Below are 17,167 nucleotides of genomic sequence, written 5' to 3' on the forward strand. Positions count from 1 at the left end.
TCTTTCGGTTTTAAAACAAACAACAAAACCACACAAGAGCCATCATGAGTAAAGATATATTTTATACTGAGTTAGAACAGTTAGTAGAAGCTGGGAATTCGGCGGGAGTACTTGCATTACTTAAAAATACACCATTAGAGGAACGAGTGAAATACACGAAGAAGATCTCTAAGTTAGGAAAGTATTATCAAGAGTACATATTAGAAGAAGGTCACCGAAATGTATATGGATATAGAGGGAGTGATGAACAGCGATTAGCAGTGAACTTGGCGGTACTGACGAGTTGTACGTATAAAGACTTTACGGGAATATGGGGAATAGGAGAAAAGGAGTTTAAGCAAGTATTGGATTGGTATGTGCCAGAATGGTTAGGGGATTATGTTAATGATACAGCCAGAGAAGGATGGATAAGAGCGCCTTTTAACGAGATTAGCTTTGTCTATGAGTTAAATGAAAAAGGAGGGTTTAAAACTCCATTGACTGACGCTACTTGGGCGACTATAATGGTGAGCTTTAGTACTGTAGAGATATTCGATCAATACCCTGCGTTGTTAGAACAGCAGTTTTGGTATCTATTTGATCACGAGGTGAGTATTAATTACAATCCTTGGGATGAGGTTATCGTTACCTTAATAGAACAAGGGCGATTAGATAAACAGCGTATTGTGCAGACTGCAGTACAGAGTGCCTTAACACATACAAATCAAGCATTGAGTGGGTGGCATGCTAACTTACTGAGTAAACTTCCCTTGACGGAGCAAGAGCTATTAAGTTTTCAAGAGGAGCTATTCCAACTACTGAATAGCCCTATCTCGAAAGTGGTCAATACAGCTTTGGATATCTTGTTTAAGATAGCGAAAGATAAGACCTTCCAGGCAGAGACTTTTGTTAATCATCTTCCTATATTGATGAGTAGTACAGTGAAAGCGACTATTAATAAGGTGTTGCGTATCGTGGCTGTATTTGATAAGGCACATCCTGCATATAAGGAATCCAGTGCAATGGCTATCGTAGGGGCTTTTCACATTCAAGATCAAGCATTGCAAACGAAGGTAGGAAAGCAGATTATCAAATATGTGAAACCGAATGAGGAGCTCACAGCACAGTTGTCAGCGTACCAAGATATGCTGATGAGTGAGACAAAGACTTTGTTAGCAGACTATATTACTGTGGAGAATATCACTTTGGGAGAGGCAGTAGAAGAAGGCGAAGTAGAGCTTATGCCTATTGCTTCTATTGATACCGTAGAAGATTTGATATTCTATTTGTCGGCTTGGAAGAATGCAGAGAGTCACTATGCCTTTGAGCAAATGATAGACGCGATTATCAGACTTCAAGGAGAGCTACAAGCAGCTCATATTGAGCAATTACTACCTGCTTTTGACAAGGTGTTTAAGACTTTTAAAGATTTGTGGTCAACGACAACAGTACAGAATGCTATGGCTTTTTGGCTGTTGGAATGGGCGCGTATGTTGATTGCAGAGGAAAATATAGAAACTAAGGAATTAGAAAAATTATATAGCAAATACGCTAAGGCTGAACTATATACTAATAGTGGTATTACCTTAGGAGAGGTAAAGTTAGAGGCAAGTAATCGCTTTAGTTATTACTATGCTGCTCTACGTCCATATTTGACACTGTATTACTATAGCTTACAATTGGTAATGGAAAAACGTGTCTTGCCTATCTTGAGTTTGCCTACACACAATCCTTTTTATATAGATAGCACTGTATTGGTAAACCGATTAGTAGCATATCAAGAGCAAGGAGAATTAGTAGATGCATTAGATTTACAGATTGCATTAGCACGTATAGATAAAAATACAGAAGAAGCAGGATTAGCTTTAGCTCAGAAACATCTGAAAGGAGAGTTGCTTTCTATCATTGAATTTTACTTAGGCAAGGGTGAGGTGAAGGAAGCGTCAGTAGATTATTATGACGTATGGAGAGGAGCGGCAGCGTTAAAGTACCCTCATCATCCTTTAGAAAGTTTGACTAACGATCGTTATACTAAAGAACAACAAGAATACTGTGCGGGTTGGTTAGGTAATTGGGAAGTGATAGAAGAATCTCATACGTATAAGGATTGGGATCACAAGACAAAAAAACAAATAGACAAGGTGTTTACGCATAAGAAGTTAAAGTTAGAACAGATACCTTATGATATTAATTCGTCTTTAATCTTTAGCCGTGTCAATAAAGGGATGCCTAAGACAGCGATAGGTGCTCGCATGGGATCAGTGAATTTAATGGAATTGATGAAGTATCAAATTATCGATACAAAGGTAAATGTAAGTGAATCACTGTTAGCTCTTAATCCAAGACAGGCTGATGCTATCTATATGGCGGTAGTGGAGAAGTGTCTGCATTATGGCGGTAGTGCGACGTTCGAGGTGGCTGAGAAGAGATTGTTGCAAGGAATGTTTACGTACTTATTACAGATGAACAATGTGGTGTTTTCAGAGCAATTTTACTTGTTCTTTGGGCTGGCATTGATATGTGATGACAAGGTAAGTCGTGCTTTCGTAGCGGAGTATTGGATCAAGGAGGCACTTCGTTTAGATCAACAAAAGGTAGGTAATATAATAGGTAAGGCAGAGGCTAAGGAGTATGTGACGATTAAGCGTTTGACAGACTCTATACAAGGGTTTATGATGAATGTAAGTGTACAACACAACCGAGCGTTGCAATTGCTAATCGAGGGGATATTAGAACAGTTAGAGCCTACTCCTATTAAGGGATTGAAGACTTTGTTAGAGCAGTATGTAGAGGTGCTTCATACTAATAATGCTAAGGTGACGAATCCTGCTGTTATCGCCTTAATAGAGGAGTGGAGTAAGGTGAGCGCTACTAAGAAAATAGCAGTGACACTACGCTCTTTTAATTAGGAATGCTTTCCTTTCGGGGAATTAAGAATTTAAAATTAGGAATTAAGAATTGTTTGCCTTCGGCATGGGGTATATACGGCACAGATTACAAATCTGCGCCAACGCAGTAGAGACGTCAATATTTTGCGTTTCAGTATAAAATGAATGATATGAGTTTAAGAAGTGAAATAGCTCCTCAAATGAAGGTAGCAGAAGAGCGTTACCCCATAGTATTAAAGGCTGTATTAGGATATACTGACTTCTGTGATGAGTATGGAGATGATGATCTTATAGAGTATAAAAGAGTAGAAGAAGAGTTACATCAGTTGACTGGGAAAGATATGTCTAGGTATGACTTATGGGAGTATTGGGAAGGAGAAGGGGCAGAAGTACTTAGCTTTAGAATAGCATTACCTGATCCTTTAGTGGTAAAGGATATTAGTAGACAAGAGATAACTGAGATAGTGACTATTCTCAAGGTATTGGATGTTTCTGAAGAGATAGAAGGTACTACTTTTAAACACCAGTTTAAGTGGCATTTAAGTGATTATTATTACTCTTTTTTGAAGCTAAACTGCCCTAAGTATTCTAATAAGTTCTTTATGCGTAATAAAAATAAGCTAGGAGAGTATTTTGAATATTCTATAGAAGATACTGTAAATGAATTAATGAAGAAATAAACTAAAGCCTCAAGTAATTGAGGCTTTTTTCTTTTAGAAGAATTGGTTACTTTAGAAAGGTTAAACTAATGACTATGGCTATAATTATACTTGAAGCACTAATGCAAGTAGGAGTATTACTTCCCCTTATGATCTTGTTTATGAAAGATAGAGGGAAAAAAGATTTTATGCGTATTGGTATATTTTGCTTTGTATTTGTGCTTTATAGTTTTGCATTAAGGTTAGCTCATGTGTTTGATAGCTTTTATATAATTAAAGGGAATTGGAATTGGAATGGGAAACTATACGGTGTATTATGTGTGGGAATTTGTTATTTTGCTTTTCGCTCTTACTTTAAACAATACGATTTCTTTACACTGAGGCAAGCACCTGATAGTCAAAAGGGAGTTAGGATAGCTACTTTTAGTATTGCCTTATTGGCTGTATTAGTGTGGTGGTATGCAGGTAATGGAGGAGAGTGGAATGTAGAAACATTGGCATTTCAGTTGACCTTGCCAGGTATAGATGAAGAGATAATGTTTAGAGGGGTATTAATGGGATTGTTGTTGTCATCTTTAAAGCCAAATGTGAAGTATATAGGTAATCCAAGTAATTTAATTATAGCTATGCTGTTTGGTTTTGTTCACGCTTTTGTATTATCTAGAGAGTATGCGGTGTCTTTTGATATTGTTTATTTCATACAGACTGGTTTTGCAGGTTATATTTATGGATGGATAGCGATAAAGAGTAGGAGTCTCTTGTTTCCTATAGTAGCACATAATGGGAGTAACTTCTTTGGGACATTGACGATGATGCTGAAGTAATATGGTTATGTACACGAAGTCGGGAGACTTCGTGTAGCAGGAGGCTTTTTATTATGTATGTTAATAGACCATAATCCATATTCTCTAGTGCCGTAGGCAAAAACCGTTAACCGTAAACTGTCCACTGTAAACTAATTTATAGCTTATAATTGATTGACAAAGAAAATGTTCTGTCAGCTTGAGGGTTGACAGTAGAGTTACCAATAAAGTATTTCTTATTTGTTAGATTGTCAACTTTGAGAGTAGCAGTGGCATTCTTGTACGTATAGCTAATAGCTGTATTCATAAGCGTATAACTAGGAAGGGCGAACTGACCTATGGTTGTACGGTTAATCACTTTAAAGCTACTCAACGAATAGATACCATAGCCTATACTTAAGTTCTTTAAGACACCAGTCTGAAATTCGTAGTTAGTCCAGAAGTTAAACGTATTAGCAGGACCAGCTTCTTCTGGTCTAGTACCGAGATTGCCATCTTCTGGTCTAGACTTAGTTACTTTATTGTCATTATGGCTAAATCCTGTGATAAGGTTCCACCCTATAATCGGACTTCCGGAAAGGCTAAACTCAATGCCTTTACTTCTCACTTTTCCCCCTTGTGAAAAACCGTTCATCGTGTTCATATCTGTCATTAGTTTATTGCTGACATTGATGTGATATAAACTCATTGTAGCGATTAATTTATTTTGTAATAAAGTGGCTTTAGCTCCTATTTCGAACTGATTGGCTTGTTCTGGATCAAATGGTTTTACTGTTTTGTTTGCTCCATTTTCATCTGAGATAATCGCTGGATCTAAAAATACGAATCCATTTAAATAATTAGCAAATACAGCTATCTTACTAGGTATAGGCTGATAGACGATGCCAAATTTAGGAGAAAGAGAAGTCTGATGTGTGCGCTCTGTGCTTACGGCAGAAGTACTTCCTCTCAGATGATCTATTCTCAAGCTTGCCATCACGGCTAATCTAGGTGATATATCTGTTACATTAGAAACATAGCTGCTAAATGTTTCTGTCTTAGCCTCATTACTCATGTAAAAGCTGTTTTCTAATGCTGCATCTACTCCTGTTTTGGTCAAATTAGCACTATCTGTTTGGTTTTTTAGAGAAACAATCCCATAGTCAACGTAATCTCCGTCTACACTTGAGAATTTCTTAGATAAGTAATCTAGACCGAAGAGGAATTTATTCTCTACTGTTCCAATTTTAAAACGACCATTAAGATTGTGCTGAATACTGAAGATGTCGGTCTTCGCCTGAAGCTTAGAAATAAGACGTGTGAACTCATCTCCATTGCTCATATCGTCTAAGAACTGATCGTACCCTCTACTACGTGTATTATTTCGTGTGATATAAGTATTAGAGGTCCAGTAGTCATTGATTTTGTATTCTAATCTAGCTTGAGCTGTAAGAGCAGGGTTTTTTATAGTAAGATCATTATTAGTATAAGACTTGTAATAATTGTCTTTGAAGACATCTAAAGAATGAAAGGTCAACGGATTTTCTCTGTCTAAGAATAGCATAGGGGCATTTGCAGCCTCTACACCTCTATACTGAAAGTCGACATATAGTTTTAGTCTATCACTAAAATTGTATTGAATAGAAGGTGCGACAAATATAGACTCGCTATATCCTGCATCTTGGAATGAATGTACCTTGTGATAAGCTGTGTTTAGTCTGAAAAACAACTTTTTAGATACAGGTGTATTAATATCTAATGCGATTCTGTTCAGATTATGACTCCCTCCTGTATAGGTTATACTTCCACCTAGAGAATCATAAGGTTTTTTAGTAATGATGTTAATCAGTCCCCCATAGGAGATCACATTACCTCCGTATAAAGTACCATTGGGACCTTTTACAACTTCTATTTGTTCTATATTAGTGACATCAATAGTTCCATTGTTAAAGCTAGGCAAGCCATTTAATAAATTAGGTTGAAACGCAAAGCCACGCATGGTGTAGTATTCTCCCCCCGTAACTCCTAAACCAGTAGACTGCCATAGTCTGACTAATCCTGGGGAGTTAATTAGCACATCTTTAATCTCAGTAGAGGCTTGTGCTTCGATGGTGCTTTTGTCTATAACGTCATACATTTGAGGAGTTTCTAAATAGTTAATAGGCATTTTAGAAGAAATCCCTTTATGTAATTGTTTAGTCGTGATCACGACCTCCCTTATAGTACTATTGGTTATCGTATCGTGCTGTTGTGCGAATGTCAGTACAGAACTTCCTAATAGTATAGTTAAGAGTTGGTGTTTCATTATATAGTTGTAAGTGTTGTTTTGTGTCACAAATATAGTGTTATTAAGACGTATAAAAAATGGGGTGTATGCAGCGTAACATGTTATTTTTTAATGAAAAGTAATTGTGTTTATCTCTATAGAAAAGTATTTTTAGGGCAATGAAATAGAAAGTTCTATTTTTGTAATGAAATAAGGTAGCTATGGAACAAGAAAGTAAAGTGAATGTTGTTCTTTTTGATCAGGCAGTTGAGCTGTTAAGCAAAGAGCATGAACTAATCAAATGGCCGTTAACAAAGACAGCGGAAGGTAATTTTATCAAGAATTTCGGTGAGGAGATAGGGGCTTTTTTTATTAGTCATTCATATCGTTCAGGGTGGCGTTTTGGTATCAACACTTTTGATCAGGTATTTCATTTACATAAAGTGAACTTCAAAAAACACAATAGAGACATCTATAAGCAAGGGTACTATATTATAGGTACAGGTCTTCACGAGGATTTGATTGTTCTTAATCAGAATACTGCGACAGTAGGATATGTAAGTTCTGAAGCGTTCTACAGAGAAGAAGCGGAGGTAGATATTAATGTATTGTTTAAAGATACAGGATTAGATATTGGGACATTTTATTATCGATCTATAACTGAGGAGGATAGTTTTTATCGCTGTGCAGAGGATGTAAAATAAAGTATTTCGCAAGTTTAGGGTGTTTTAAGAGTTTACTTTATTTTATCACTTCGTGAGACTATATCACGCCTTATTGGTACACAATCACCATCCAAAATCCTTGCGCTCTTTTCGCTACGCGGTTTCTTCTTTTACTTTTTTTCTTGATAAAAAAAGTAAACAAAAAAATCAAGGCTTTAACTCCAAAGCGGTCAATTACGGCACAAATTCCTGAACAAAATTAACTCCCTTCGGTCAAACAGAATTTTGTTCTGCGGAATTAGCACCTATTGACGCTCACTTTTCCATTAAGGCCGTTAAGTGCTTCGCAAGCCTAGAATGATTTAAAAGTTCACTTTACTTTATCACTTCATGAGTAGAATTTCATTGAGTTGAGTTATCTTTTTTGTATTTTAGTGTTATGAATCAGCAATATAAGTGTACAGTTTCTTTTTATCAACCTTTAGTATGTATAATGACACTACTATATATAGGAGGACTTACATTTATTATATACTATAATGTAGCCTTTCTAATTATCATTGTTCCATTAAGTATCTATATGTATCTAGGACAAGGGCTGCTATGGGCAGAATGGAGATATCTCAAATGCTTATTTACACGAACTCCTATTATAGAATTGACAGAAGACTATTTTATTGATTATAAGGCTAACCTTAGATTGAAATGGATAGATATAGGAGATGTGGTATTCTCTTCCTCATTGAAGGGTGGTAATTATGTTTATATTAAGTTGAAGGACGTTAGTGCTTATTATAAACAGAGGAATAAGCCCTATGATATTTGGAATAGAATGATATTTGGGGATGTAGAAGGGTATGGAATACACTTATCTGAGATTATAGGTGAGGATGAGGAGATATTTGAAACAATAAGAAAGTATAATAGAATGGCAGTGTATAAGGATACTTATGTCTCATTTGAAGAGAGGTTTAATAGACCTCGAGAATAATGTACTGTCTTAATTATACTAATAGATGTTCTAATAATACAAAAAGATAAATAATCTTCATTTTATCTTGTTAATACTATACTGTTTAAGGGTGTTTTGGTATAAAAAAACTTTTGTAGCTCAATGATTTATTTATCTTTGAAGCCAACAAATTAACTAACCAAACATGATAAATATAAAAACATTATTAGTAACAGGTATGTTGCTATTAGGTGTATCTGGTATTAGCCAAACGAATAGTAAACCTCTTACATTCGGAACAACAGATCAATTACATTCTACTATCCTAAGTGAAGATAGAACGATTAATATCGTTTTGCCACCTGATTATAATGCGAATGATACTATTAAGTATCCTGTCGTGTATATCTTAGATGGAGGAGTAGAAGAGGACTTTATACATCTTGCAGGGTTAGTGCGTTTTAACTCACTACCTTGGATAGCTCGTTTTCCTAATTCTATTATCGTAGGGATAGAGACAATCAACCGTAGAAAGGATATGACTTTCGCGGTAGATAATCTAAACTTCGTAGAGAAAGCAGGTTTTAGTAAAGATATGTTCCCAGAGTACGGTAGAGCTGAGGCTTATACAGCATTTTTAGAGTCTGAATTGATTCCTTATATAGAGAAGAATTATAAAGGAAGTAGTACTCGTACTGTAATAGGGGAGTCATTAGCGGGATTATATTCTACGTACGTATTAGAGTATCATCCTTATCTGTTTACGAATTATATTATTATTAGTCCGAGTCTATGGTGGGGTGATGGTAAGTTGTTAGATAAGACACATACTTGTCTGATAGAGAAGATAAAACAACCTGTGAATGTATATGTAGGAGTGCCTAATAAGGAAGAGGATGTGAAGATGTATGAGTATGGGGAACAACTATACAAAACACTTCAAAAGAACAAGAATATCAAATCTCACTTTGATTATTTGCCTAATGAGATACACTCAACAGTGATCCACCAAGCAGTAAATAACGCATTTCAGAAACTGTATCCAAGTACATATTTCTCTAAATAAGATGGATATAAATATATTAAAGCTACTCGATAAGGGTAGCTTTTTTTATAGGATATTGTGTTGAAACACTTATCTTTAGTTTTAATCCAGAATTATGATTAGATATTATTTTTTGATTTTACTTGTATTAGTAGTGTCTAGTAATAGTATGGCACAGAATTACGACAAAGTATATACAGAGAAAAAAAATGTAGATGTAGACAATACTATCTATAAGGTGGGACGCACTTTTTATTACTCTTATATGATTAAGAGTAAGGAGGGAAATAATCTATTCATAGACGCCAAGGATGCAGAGAACTTGACTTCTGTTAAAGATGAGGCTCTGCCAAATCAGTTTAAAATGGAAGTTATAGATCTTATAAAAGGAAAAAGGACAAATAAAAGACAGACTGAAATAAGATATAGCTTTGAACCTATGACTGATTTTAGATCTTCAACTGGATTGGTAGAGAATGGACACAATGTATGGTTACACCCAATGCGTTCCCATTTCTTTAAAGCATTAGAGACAGCTCCATTTCCTTATGTTCACTTAGGTAAGTCTGTAGGTAATACTTGGTCAGATCAGATGAGGATAGGTGATTATTGGTCTAATCCAGTGTGGGGAGAATGGAAAGGAAAGCTCTTGTTAGACTATACCTACAGGATAGAAAAACAAGAGATGGTTTCTACAGCTTTAGGAGATTTGTCTTGTCTAAAGGTGGTTTCTACAGCTAAGTCTACTTTAGGGGAAACAGAGTTAGTGTCTTATTTTTCTGAACAATATGGATTTGTGAAGATGGAGTATAAGTTGCTAACTGGGCTAAAAATAGTAATAGACTTAGTAAAAGTAGATGGCTTCTAATGGGATAATAGAGCGTATATCAAGTAGGTTTTCTCTATTTTTGTAAATAAAAAAGATGATTAATTCTGATCAGATATATGATTATACGATAAAGGATATTCTCCGATTATTAGATCAGGAATATCAGGATAGCGGTATCTATGTTGATATACATACTTCTTTTACAGAGAATCCTTTAAAGCATCCTTATCGAAACGAGAATTATACATTGCTCTTTGTCACACAAGGAATAATCACCGTACAGGTCAATCTAATAGAATACCGATTAGAATCAGGCACTATAACGATCATTCCTCCGCAAATGGTTATTTTATTTAAAGAGTTTAGTCAAGATATCAACTTTATCGCTATTAGCTTTGATCGAGCGTTTGCGATAGAGAATACACATACCCAGAATGAGAAGAGTACTTTCATCTTATTAGCTCCTAATACAGTTAATAGTTTGATATTGAATAAAGAACAAGAGTGCTCGCTTTGGGAATTGTGTATTTTACTCAGCAGGAAGAATAATCAAAAGAGAAAGTCGGCAAATCAAAAAGAAGCTATTAAGCATTTATTCGATCTATTGCTATTAGAATTAGTAGAAGCTAGTCATTACAATTACAAGGAGTTAAAGAGTAATTTATCTCGTAAGGAGAGTCTTACTATCCAATTTTTAGAACTGCTTCAGCTTCATTTTAAATCAGAGAAGTTAGTTCGTTTTTATGCAGATAAGTTATGCGTATCAGATGGTTATTTGTCTAAAGTGATAAAAGAAGTGACGGCTAAGACTATAGGGGAGTTGATTGATGACGCAGTGATAGTAGAGGCACAGTTGCTATTGGCTAATTCGACTATGAGTATATCTGAAATAGCGGAGTCTTTACATTTTAATAACACTTCTTTTTTTGGTAAATTTTTTAAACGAAAGGTAGGTTGTTCTCCGCGAGCTTATAAAAAAATGTTATAATACCTTTATAAAAGGAGCGAATTGGAACAGTTTTGGGTAAAAAGAGTTCTTTTTTATGCTTTCTAAATAACTCAATTTTGCAGTATTAAAACAACAATAGAAGTTTATTCTTAAATACAAACTGAGATGAGTAAGCATTATGTCACTTGCCAAAAGTGTAAAACAGAGAACGTCAATAGCGATTATTGTACGAATTGTGGAGAGATTATTAATGTAGTGTTGCGCCGTCAATTAGAACAAAAAAGAGTAGTAGAAGAGCGTATTCAAAAAGAAATAAATAGAGAACCAACCAAGTTTGAGAAGTTTACGCGTAGAATGCTAAAACATCCTAATCCTTTTATTAGAGTACCTGCTATGATTATCAATGGGATATGGGTAGTGGGAGTATCTATTATGGCGGGAATTGCATATATTATAGGATTTATCGCTGCATAGTGTATTGTTTTTTAACTTTAAAAGAAAGTAAGAGAGGGGATATTGCGATGAGCCATAGCTCCTCTTCTAGTTATGATGAAGAGTTTACTTTTTTATACAACTTTAGCACTGTCATTGTTGATTTATAGTTTACAGCGAGAACATGTAGCCTTGCCTACATGGGTGAATAATTATGTCAATGATTTTTTGACTCTACCATTGGTATTGAGTATTTGTCAATACATACTGAGGAAGTTAAAGAAGCAGACAGATCTTCTATTACCTTTATCGCTTATCCTTTTTGTGGCTTTATACTATAGTGTCTACTTTGAGTGGTACTTACCCAAGCACAATCCACGTTATACGGGAGATTGGCTGGATTGCGTGATGTATTTTAGTGGAGCAGGTGTGTTTTACCTTTTTAATAATACTTTTTTATTTCGCTTTCGAAAAGAGAATCTCTATCAATAGCTAGTTATTGATAGAGATTCTCTTTACTTTGTATAAGTAATAGTTGGGATAAATCCCTAAACATTGATATCTATAAATTCGTCAGTATGTTTTATTATCTCAATCCATTAGTGACCATTATTTTAGTCTTAGTAGTTCAAATATTAGGATATTTAATCTTCTATAAAAAGGGGGGTAAACAGTGGAGATATGTATTATTTGCTCTTGTTTTTTTCTTATTTCTGATTGTTCTTCCTTCTGTATTTGTTTCAAAATTATATCCAATAGATGAGTTCTCGAGTTCTCGATGTGGTATGGTTGACCTAGGTGTATACTTGTTTTTTTGGTTTATAGGGATAGGAGGAATGCTAGTAATTCATCTGTTATTTTTGGCTTTAAACAAATTTTTTTACAGTAAAAAAGGATAGAAGTATTCTAATTCCCCTCTTATACTTAACTAGTTTTATTTGTGTTAGTTATCTTTTTTGTATTGCTAGCTTGCTTCTCTAAATTGTTTATTTAAAGTGTTTTAGGTCTATGTGCTGTTTTAGATGTAGTGCAGACAATCTTACTGTTTTAGGAGCTTTTTAAAGCCTTCTCATGAACTATTTTCATTATTACACTTCCTAATAACTCTTGTTAGGTGTGGTGCTTTTAGTGCTCTTTATATTACTTTTTACTGTTTTGTTTATCGTTCTGAGAAGTAAAATGAGGTATTTTGAACCTATTTTAATACAATAATAGTTGTTTTAGTATGATTCTATAAGGTATTAATGCTTCCTTTTTTACCTGTTTTTATGTCTGAAACGATCTTATTTTTGGATAGAGTAGCTAGAGGTGCTTCATACTTTTAGGTACTTATTTTTGACAAAAGGACAGTGGTAATTCAATTAACTTTTGACTACTAGTTATTTTCTCAATGAGGAGAGATCTGTCTTTTTGTTAGGTTGTATATTGTTTTTTTTTGTCATTTTATACTTTTCTGTTTTGGTCTTTTTGGACTATCTATATTGTGAGTCTTTTTTACAATAATTAATAGTTTTGTTTTTAAATTGTTGTCTTTTATATTTTGGTTTAATAAAGACATTTTTGTATTATTCATTCCTTTGTATTAGAGGGTTTGTTTATGATTATTTCTATCTTGTTTTTTGATTGGTCTTACGATATTATAAATTGGGAGAGTTTTCTTTTTTTAAATGTAATTGTATATATTATAAGTTATTGTGATTGAGTTGTTGTTATTTAGGCATTCTTTTTTTCTTTTATAAACAGTGTCTCTTGGTCTTTTTAATCTTTTTTGTATACATATCAGTAAAAATATTTATTCTGCATGTAGACGATTTAACTAATCAAATCTTCTTTTTGTGGAAACCTTTTTCTATTCTTTTGTGTGTAAAAAGTGCTATTAATGGTCTTAGAGGTATTGAGGCTTAGTTGCTGTTTATGTATAGTTTTTGGACTGTGATAATAAGTCATATTAGGATGAATAATATATGTTTTTTTTGTGTATCTATATATAAGAGAAGAGTGGAGGAGTAGGCTGTTTTATTTCCAAAAAGAGGGTGCTTATTTCTTTTTTAGCTGATACCTTTTGATTGCTATAATGATGTTTTTATAATCTGTTTAGTAAGGTTATTGGGTAGATTTGTTTTTTAAGTTATGTTGATTATATGAAGTTTTACTTTAAGTGTTTTCTAACTAAAGCTTTACTCGAGATATTTTAGGGTATTGACAGATGTCTTGTTTTTTAGTAAGAGCTTTTTGTCAAAATGGCAGTCTTTTTAGTGAGTGTTGTTATGTGCTTTTTACTTCTTTTAAGTTAGTATTTTAGAATTTTATTTTTCTAGTTTTTTAAAATTAACTATTTAAAGTATAGTGAACTTAAACTTTATATAAATACTATAAGTTTCTGAATATTAAATAATAATATTTATTTTTAATGTTATTTATGTTTTGATGTTTTATATTGTTGTCGTAATTACTATATTTGTAACTACAATGTTTAAGCATTCTGTAGTATAAAGAAGTGTCTTAGGGACTTTGAGAAGGTCTCAAAAGTATGGAAAAAAGCATTAAAAACATATTCTGAAGAAGAAATTTCTAAGAATGGATCAGTAGATCATTGGTCTTTGGGATAGATTTATTTGCATCTAATTAATTCTACATTGTATTTTCATGACAAGTAAATTGAGCATTGTGTGTAGACAAAAAACAACTGTGATAAGAGAAAGAATTTTAAAGGATTTATGGTCTATACTATATTAGGTAAATTTCCTCCTGTGAAGATAAAAGTACCTGCTTCGGATGATTATATTCCTATCGCTCCGGTTAGTAAAAAAGAGACTGAGTTAGGGTTGAAAAAAGTTGATAAGATGATGTGTTTTTGGAAGGAATTATTAAAAGAGGATTTGGGTGGAAAAACACCACATCCTGGCTTAGATTATTTAAACGCTTGTGAGTGGTTTAGATTAATACCAATGCATTGGACGCATTACTTAAGAAAAAAATCTGATAGAGAGAAAGAATCTGTTTAGCGTTTTAAGCGCTTTTGTGTTTTGTAAAGAAATTGTAATAATTATTAATGATTAGAATAATATGAGTGATCAAGTAAACTTCTCGTTTAAAACTCCTGAAGAAAGTTCAGGATATTTATTGTGGCAAGTAACGTTGTTATGGCAACGTACTATGAAAAGAGAATTGGATAAAATAGACATTACACATACTCAGTTTGTTTTGATTTCTGCTTTGGGATTGTTGTCAAAAGAGGGTAATAGTGTTACGCAAATAGATATTGCTAATCACAGTAATACGGATCGTATGATGGTGTCAAAAGTGCTCCGCACCTTAGAAGAGAAGAAGGTAATTAAGCGCAAAGATCACCCTGTGGATACCCGTGCAAAAGTGATTACTTTGACTCCGAGTGGAGTAGAACTTTTACAAAAAGCGTTAGTGGTTGTTGAAGAAGTTGACAATACTTTTTTTAATGTATTAGGTCCCTATCGTCCAATTGTTGATCTTAATTTAAAATCATTGTTTGAGAATCACAATCATTCAGAGAGTACTTCGGCGAGCGATGAAAAGTAATGTTTCTTAATGAGTTTATTGTATAGTTCAAAATAAGCTGTTTTAAGAGTTTCTTTTTGTTTGAAGGAGTAAATATGTAGTGATTGTGTAAAGCCTTTTAAAATGCTTTTTAAAAGGGTATCAGGAAGGTGTGCGATATGAATTCTGAAATGTGTTTTAGAAGACAATTGTGTAAAACAAAAAAGCCAAGGATAAGATTCCTTGGCTTTTTTGTTGTTAGAGGATACATAAGTTGTAGTTTAATTATCTAACTTCTATTGTAGTTTCTTTATCTAGGCGATTTTTAGGAGTTACAGATGGTTGATTAGCATCTTCTTGATCTCTGTATCCTATCGCAACAGCAAAAGTACTTTTGTAGATTCCGTCTTCGTTGATTACTTTGTCAAATTCTATAGTGTCTATTCCTTCCATTGGTGTGGCGTCTATTTCCATCGTTCCACATGCCGCAAGAAAGAAACCAAGCGAAATGTATACTTGATTTTTTAACCAAGCTGTCACTTCTTCTTCTGATTTAGGTTTTAAAAAGTTGTTGTAATACATTTTAGATCCTTCAGCAGCATTTTCTAGACGTAGTTTTTCATAATGTTCTTTAGTGCTGATCACATTGAAAACGATTAAGTGACTTGCGTCTTTAATTTTTTGTTCGTTAAAAGCAGATTTAGTAGCCAATAGATTTTTTATCTCAGAGCTTTGTACTATCGTAAATTTCCAAGGTTGGCTATTAATCGACGAAGGACTTAATTGTAGTATCTCTTTTAACTGTTCTAATTTATCACCACTTACTTTTTTTGTGGCATCATATTTTTTTGTTGTGTATCTAGTTTTAGCAATTTCTAAAAAACTCATATTTTCAATTTTATGTTATACTATCATTTTTATAGTTGCAAACTTAAGTATAGTAAATTACCTTTGCAATAACGGTCAAAAAGTATAGTAGCCCATGTATAGTATCGATAATAAAGAATATCCGTGTAGTACCAGTGTAGCGATGCGATTTATAGGAGGGAAGTGGAAAGCAGCCATTTTGATTCACTTAATAGAAAAAAAGAGATACAGCGAATTGCGCAAAGGCATGCCAAATATCACAGAGCGCACATTGAGTTTGCAACTTAAGGAATTAGAGGCAGACGGTATTGTGGTTAGAACAGTGTATACTAGTAAACCGCCTTTAAAGGTAGAATACGAATTATCTGACTTTGGTAAATCACTAATTCCATTGCTCAGAGCTATTTCTGATGTTGGTAAAGAAATTATTAAAAGCAATGATAAGGTGAAGGTGATTAGTCTCCCTCCGTGTTCGATAGAATAGTTAAGAAGGATATTATAGAAATGTAATATCCTTTTTTTGATTCAGTGTTTAGGGAAAGAGAATAAGTATTTCTTTTATTTCTTATACTTTAGTGTTCCCTAACTCCTGTTTTCTTCATTTATCACTCTTAAAGAAATGTAAATGCCTATTTTATGGTAGTATAGTCAAGATTTGTGCTATTCTTGATGGAGAAGAGTCTTTACATTTGTACCGTTAATAAAGGGGGAGTGGCTAGTATGTGGTTGGTTTTGATTTATTAACAACAACAATTCTTAGAAATACCACTTTAAAGTATTTTGTAAAGAAAAGTGAAATTAGTGTCTATTCAAACCGAAAAGAATAGTACTGACTTAATCAGCGAGAATCCACACTAATCAAAAAACAGTTTAACTGTAAAGAATTACTTCAAGTTTCACAGTTAAACAAAAAAGGGTCTAAAAATTGTAGATACCTTTTTATCTGTTATAGTAGAGTATATATAGAATTAAAATGTAAAGCGATGCATGAATTGTCAATCGTGAAAGATATCTTTTCTACACTAGAAGAGCACTATGAGGCTAAGGTAGAAGATATTCAGAAAATACAGGTCACAGCTGGGTTGTTATCTAATGTACAGCCTGTGCTAATACAGAATGCTTTTGATGCCTTTATCATCGATAATGAGGTTTATAGAGATATGGAGTTAGAGGTGGTGGTCAATGATATCATAGCGCACTGTCACAGTTGTGATAAAGACTTTAAGGTAGAATATCACCGATTTGTTTGCCCATGTGGTACTCCGTCAGCTGATATTGTACAGGGCAACGAATTATATATTTCAAAAGTAATATTTAAACAATCATTATAAATCATTATTT

17 protein-coding genes are annotated in these 17,167 nt (G+C 33.7%); 15 read left to right on the forward strand and 2 right to left on the reverse strand.

Annotated features, from left to right (window positions below):
• Nucleotides 1–44: 44 nt before the first annotated feature.
• The 3 genes from AABL85_RS06230 to AABL85_RS06240 all read left to right on the forward strand — a co-directional run bounded on the left by AABL85_RS06230 (nucleotide 45) and on the right by AABL85_RS06240 (nucleotide 4,350).
• On the forward strand, nucleotides 45–2,888 hold the full coding sequence (locus AABL85_RS06230) for a DUF6493 family protein (protein ID WP_341309533.1): 2,844 nt from the start codon (nucleotides 45–47) through the stop codon (nucleotides 2,886–2,888).
• A 149-nt stretch (nucleotides 2,889–3,037) separates the two neighbouring features.
• Nucleotides 3,038–3,547: a hypothetical protein gene (locus AABL85_RS06235; protein ID WP_341309534.1), complete on the forward strand. Its 510-nt coding sequence runs from the start codon at nucleotides 3,038–3,040 to the stop codon at nucleotides 3,545–3,547.
• Between the two features lie 74 nt (nucleotides 3,548–3,621).
• Nucleotides 3,622–4,350: a CPBP family intramembrane glutamic endopeptidase gene (locus tag AABL85_RS06240; protein WP_341309535.1), complete on the forward strand. Its 729-nt coding sequence runs from the start codon at nucleotides 3,622–3,624 to the stop codon at nucleotides 4,348–4,350.
• Between the two features lie 136 nt (nucleotides 4,351–4,486).
• Here AABL85_RS06240 and AABL85_RS06245 read toward each other — a convergent pair whose 3' ends face one another.
• The gene (locus AABL85_RS06245) at nucleotides 4,487–6,613 is read right to left on the reverse strand and encodes a TonB-dependent siderophore receptor (protein ID WP_341309536.1); all 2,127 of its coding nucleotides are present in this window, start codon (nucleotides 6,611–6,613) and stop codon (nucleotides 4,487–4,489) included.
• Between the two features lie 182 nt (nucleotides 6,614–6,795).
• Between AABL85_RS06245 and AABL85_RS06250 the strand changes: the two genes are divergently transcribed.
• From AABL85_RS06250 to AABL85_RS06295, 10 genes are all read left to right on the forward strand, one after another.
• Complete coding sequence (locus AABL85_RS06250; RefSeq protein WP_341309537.1) at nucleotides 6,796–7,278, forward strand: hypothetical protein; 483 nt, start codon at nucleotides 6,796–6,798, stop codon at nucleotides 7,276–7,278.
• Between the two features lie 454 nt (nucleotides 7,279–7,732).
• Nucleotides 7,733–8,230 (forward strand): hypothetical protein, encoded by a 498-nt coding sequence (locus AABL85_RS06255; RefSeq protein ID WP_341309538.1) that lies wholly within the window; start codon nucleotides 7,733–7,735, stop codon nucleotides 8,228–8,230.
• A gap of 166 nt (nucleotides 8,231–8,396) precedes the next feature.
• A complete protein-coding gene (locus AABL85_RS06260; protein ID WP_341309539.1) occupies nucleotides 8,397–9,257 on the forward strand; it encodes an alpha/beta hydrolase in 861 nt (286 codons plus the stop codon).
• Nucleotides 9,258–9,351: 94 nt separating this feature from the next.
• Nucleotides 9,352–10,104 (forward strand): hypothetical protein, encoded by a 753-nt coding sequence (locus tag AABL85_RS06265; protein WP_341309540.1) that lies wholly within the window; start codon nucleotides 9,352–9,354, stop codon nucleotides 10,102–10,104.
• Between the two features lie 55 nt (nucleotides 10,105–10,159).
• A complete protein-coding gene (locus tag AABL85_RS06270; protein ID WP_341309541.1) occupies nucleotides 10,160–11,053 on the forward strand; it encodes a helix-turn-helix transcriptional regulator in 894 nt (297 codons plus the stop codon).
• Nucleotides 11,054–11,179: 126 nt separating this feature from the next.
• Nucleotides 11,180–11,488 (forward strand): hypothetical protein, encoded by a 309-nt coding sequence (locus tag AABL85_RS06275; protein WP_341309542.1) that lies wholly within the window; start codon nucleotides 11,180–11,182, stop codon nucleotides 11,486–11,488.
• Between the two features lie 72 nt (nucleotides 11,489–11,560).
• On the forward strand, nucleotides 11,561–11,938 hold the full coding sequence (locus AABL85_RS06280; protein WP_341309543.1) for a hypothetical protein: 378 nt from the start codon (nucleotides 11,561–11,563) through the stop codon (nucleotides 11,936–11,938).
• Nucleotides 11,939–12,024: 86 nt separating this feature from the next.
• Nucleotides 12,025–12,345 carry a hypothetical protein gene (locus AABL85_RS06285; RefSeq protein ID WP_341309544.1) on the forward strand — a complete coding sequence of 107 codons (321 nt, stop codon included), beginning with the start codon at nucleotides 12,025–12,027 and terminating at the stop codon, nucleotides 12,343–12,345.
• Between the two features lie 1,818 nt (nucleotides 12,346–14,163).
• Entirely contained in the window at nucleotides 14,164–14,451 is a 288-nt protein-coding gene (locus AABL85_RS06290; RefSeq protein ID WP_341309545.1) for a hypothetical protein, read from the forward strand.
• A 61-nt stretch (nucleotides 14,452–14,512) separates the two neighbouring features.
• Complete coding sequence (locus tag AABL85_RS06295; RefSeq protein WP_341309546.1) at nucleotides 14,513–15,001, forward strand: MarR family winged helix-turn-helix transcriptional regulator; 489 nt, start codon at nucleotides 14,513–14,515, stop codon at nucleotides 14,999–15,001.
• Nucleotides 15,002–15,244: 243 nt separating this feature from the next.
• On the opposite strand, the gene AABL85_RS06300 is transcribed toward AABL85_RS06295, so the two are convergent.
• The gene (locus AABL85_RS06300) at nucleotides 15,245–15,847 is read right to left on the reverse strand and encodes a nitroreductase family protein (RefSeq protein WP_341309547.1); all 603 of its coding nucleotides are present in this window, start codon (nucleotides 15,845–15,847) and stop codon (nucleotides 15,245–15,247) included.
• A gap of 94 nt (nucleotides 15,848–15,941) precedes the next feature.
• Between AABL85_RS06300 and AABL85_RS06305 the strand changes: the two genes are divergently transcribed.
• Together AABL85_RS06305 and AABL85_RS06310 are read left to right on the forward strand one after the other, a co-directional pair.
• Complete coding sequence (locus AABL85_RS06305) at nucleotides 15,942–16,310, forward strand: winged helix-turn-helix transcriptional regulator (protein ID WP_341309548.1); 369 nt, start codon at nucleotides 15,942–15,944, stop codon at nucleotides 16,308–16,310.
• A 499-nt stretch (nucleotides 16,311–16,809) separates the two neighbouring features.
• Nucleotides 16,810–17,157, forward strand: coding sequence for a hydrogenase maturation nickel metallochaperone HypA (locus AABL85_RS06310; protein WP_006258232.1), 348 nt, complete (start codon nucleotides 16,810–16,812; stop codon nucleotides 17,155–17,157).
• The last annotated feature ends 10 nt before the right edge of the window (nucleotides 17,158–17,167 follow it).

This window comes from Myroides odoratimimus (assembly GCF_038039805.1).
Taxonomy (GTDB): domain Bacteria; phylum Bacteroidota; class Bacteroidia; order Flavobacteriales; family Flavobacteriaceae; genus Flavobacterium; species Flavobacterium odoratimimum_B.

Coding starts and splice junctions, on each gene's coding strand:
- AABL85_RS06230 (WP_341309533.1), top strand. CDS start 45: ATGAGTAAAGATATATTTTATACTGAGTTAGAACAGTTAGTAGAAGCT.
- AABL85_RS06235 (WP_341309534.1), top strand. CDS start 3,038: ATGAGTTTAAGAAGTGAAATAGCTCCTCAAATGAAGGTAGCAGAAGAG.
- AABL85_RS06240 (WP_341309535.1), top strand. CDS start 3,622: ATGGCTATAATTATACTTGAAGCACTAATGCAAGTAGGAGTATTACTT.
- AABL85_RS06245 (WP_341309536.1), bottom strand. CDS start 6,613: ATGAAACACCAACTCTTAACTATACTATTAGGAAGTTCTGTACTGACA.
- AABL85_RS06250 (WP_341309537.1), top strand. CDS start 6,796: ATGGAACAAGAAAGTAAAGTGAATGTTGTTCTTTTTGATCAGGCAGTT.
- AABL85_RS06255 (WP_341309538.1), top strand. CDS start 7,733: ATGACACTACTATATATAGGAGGACTTACATTTATTATATACTATAAT.
- AABL85_RS06260 (WP_341309539.1), top strand. CDS start 8,397: ATGATAAATATAAAAACATTATTAGTAACAGGTATGTTGCTATTAGGT.
- AABL85_RS06265 (WP_341309540.1), top strand. CDS start 9,352: ATGATTAGATATTATTTTTTGATTTTACTTGTATTAGTAGTGTCTAGT.
- AABL85_RS06270 (WP_341309541.1), top strand. CDS start 10,160: ATGATTAATTCTGATCAGATATATGATTATACGATAAAGGATATTCTC.
- AABL85_RS06275 (WP_341309542.1), top strand. CDS start 11,180: ATGAGTAAGCATTATGTCACTTGCCAAAAGTGTAAAACAGAGAACGTC.
- AABL85_RS06280 (WP_341309543.1), top strand. CDS start 11,561: ATGATGAAGAGTTTACTTTTTTATACAACTTTAGCACTGTCATTGTTG.
- AABL85_RS06285 (WP_341309544.1), top strand. CDS start 12,025: ATGTTTTATTATCTCAATCCATTAGTGACCATTATTTTAGTCTTAGTA.
- AABL85_RS06290 (WP_341309545.1), top strand. CDS start 14,164: ATGGTCTATACTATATTAGGTAAATTTCCTCCTGTGAAGATAAAAGTA.
- AABL85_RS06295 (WP_341309546.1), top strand. CDS start 14,513: ATGAGTGATCAAGTAAACTTCTCGTTTAAAACTCCTGAAGAAAGTTCA.
- AABL85_RS06300 (WP_341309547.1), bottom strand. CDS start 15,847: ATGAGTTTTTTAGAAATTGCTAAAACTAGATACACAACAAAAAAATAT.
- AABL85_RS06305 (WP_341309548.1), top strand. CDS start 15,942: ATGTATAGTATCGATAATAAAGAATATCCGTGTAGTACCAGTGTAGCG.
- AABL85_RS06310 (WP_006258232.1), top strand. CDS start 16,810: ATGCATGAATTGTCAATCGTGAAAGATATCTTTTCTACACTAGAAGAG.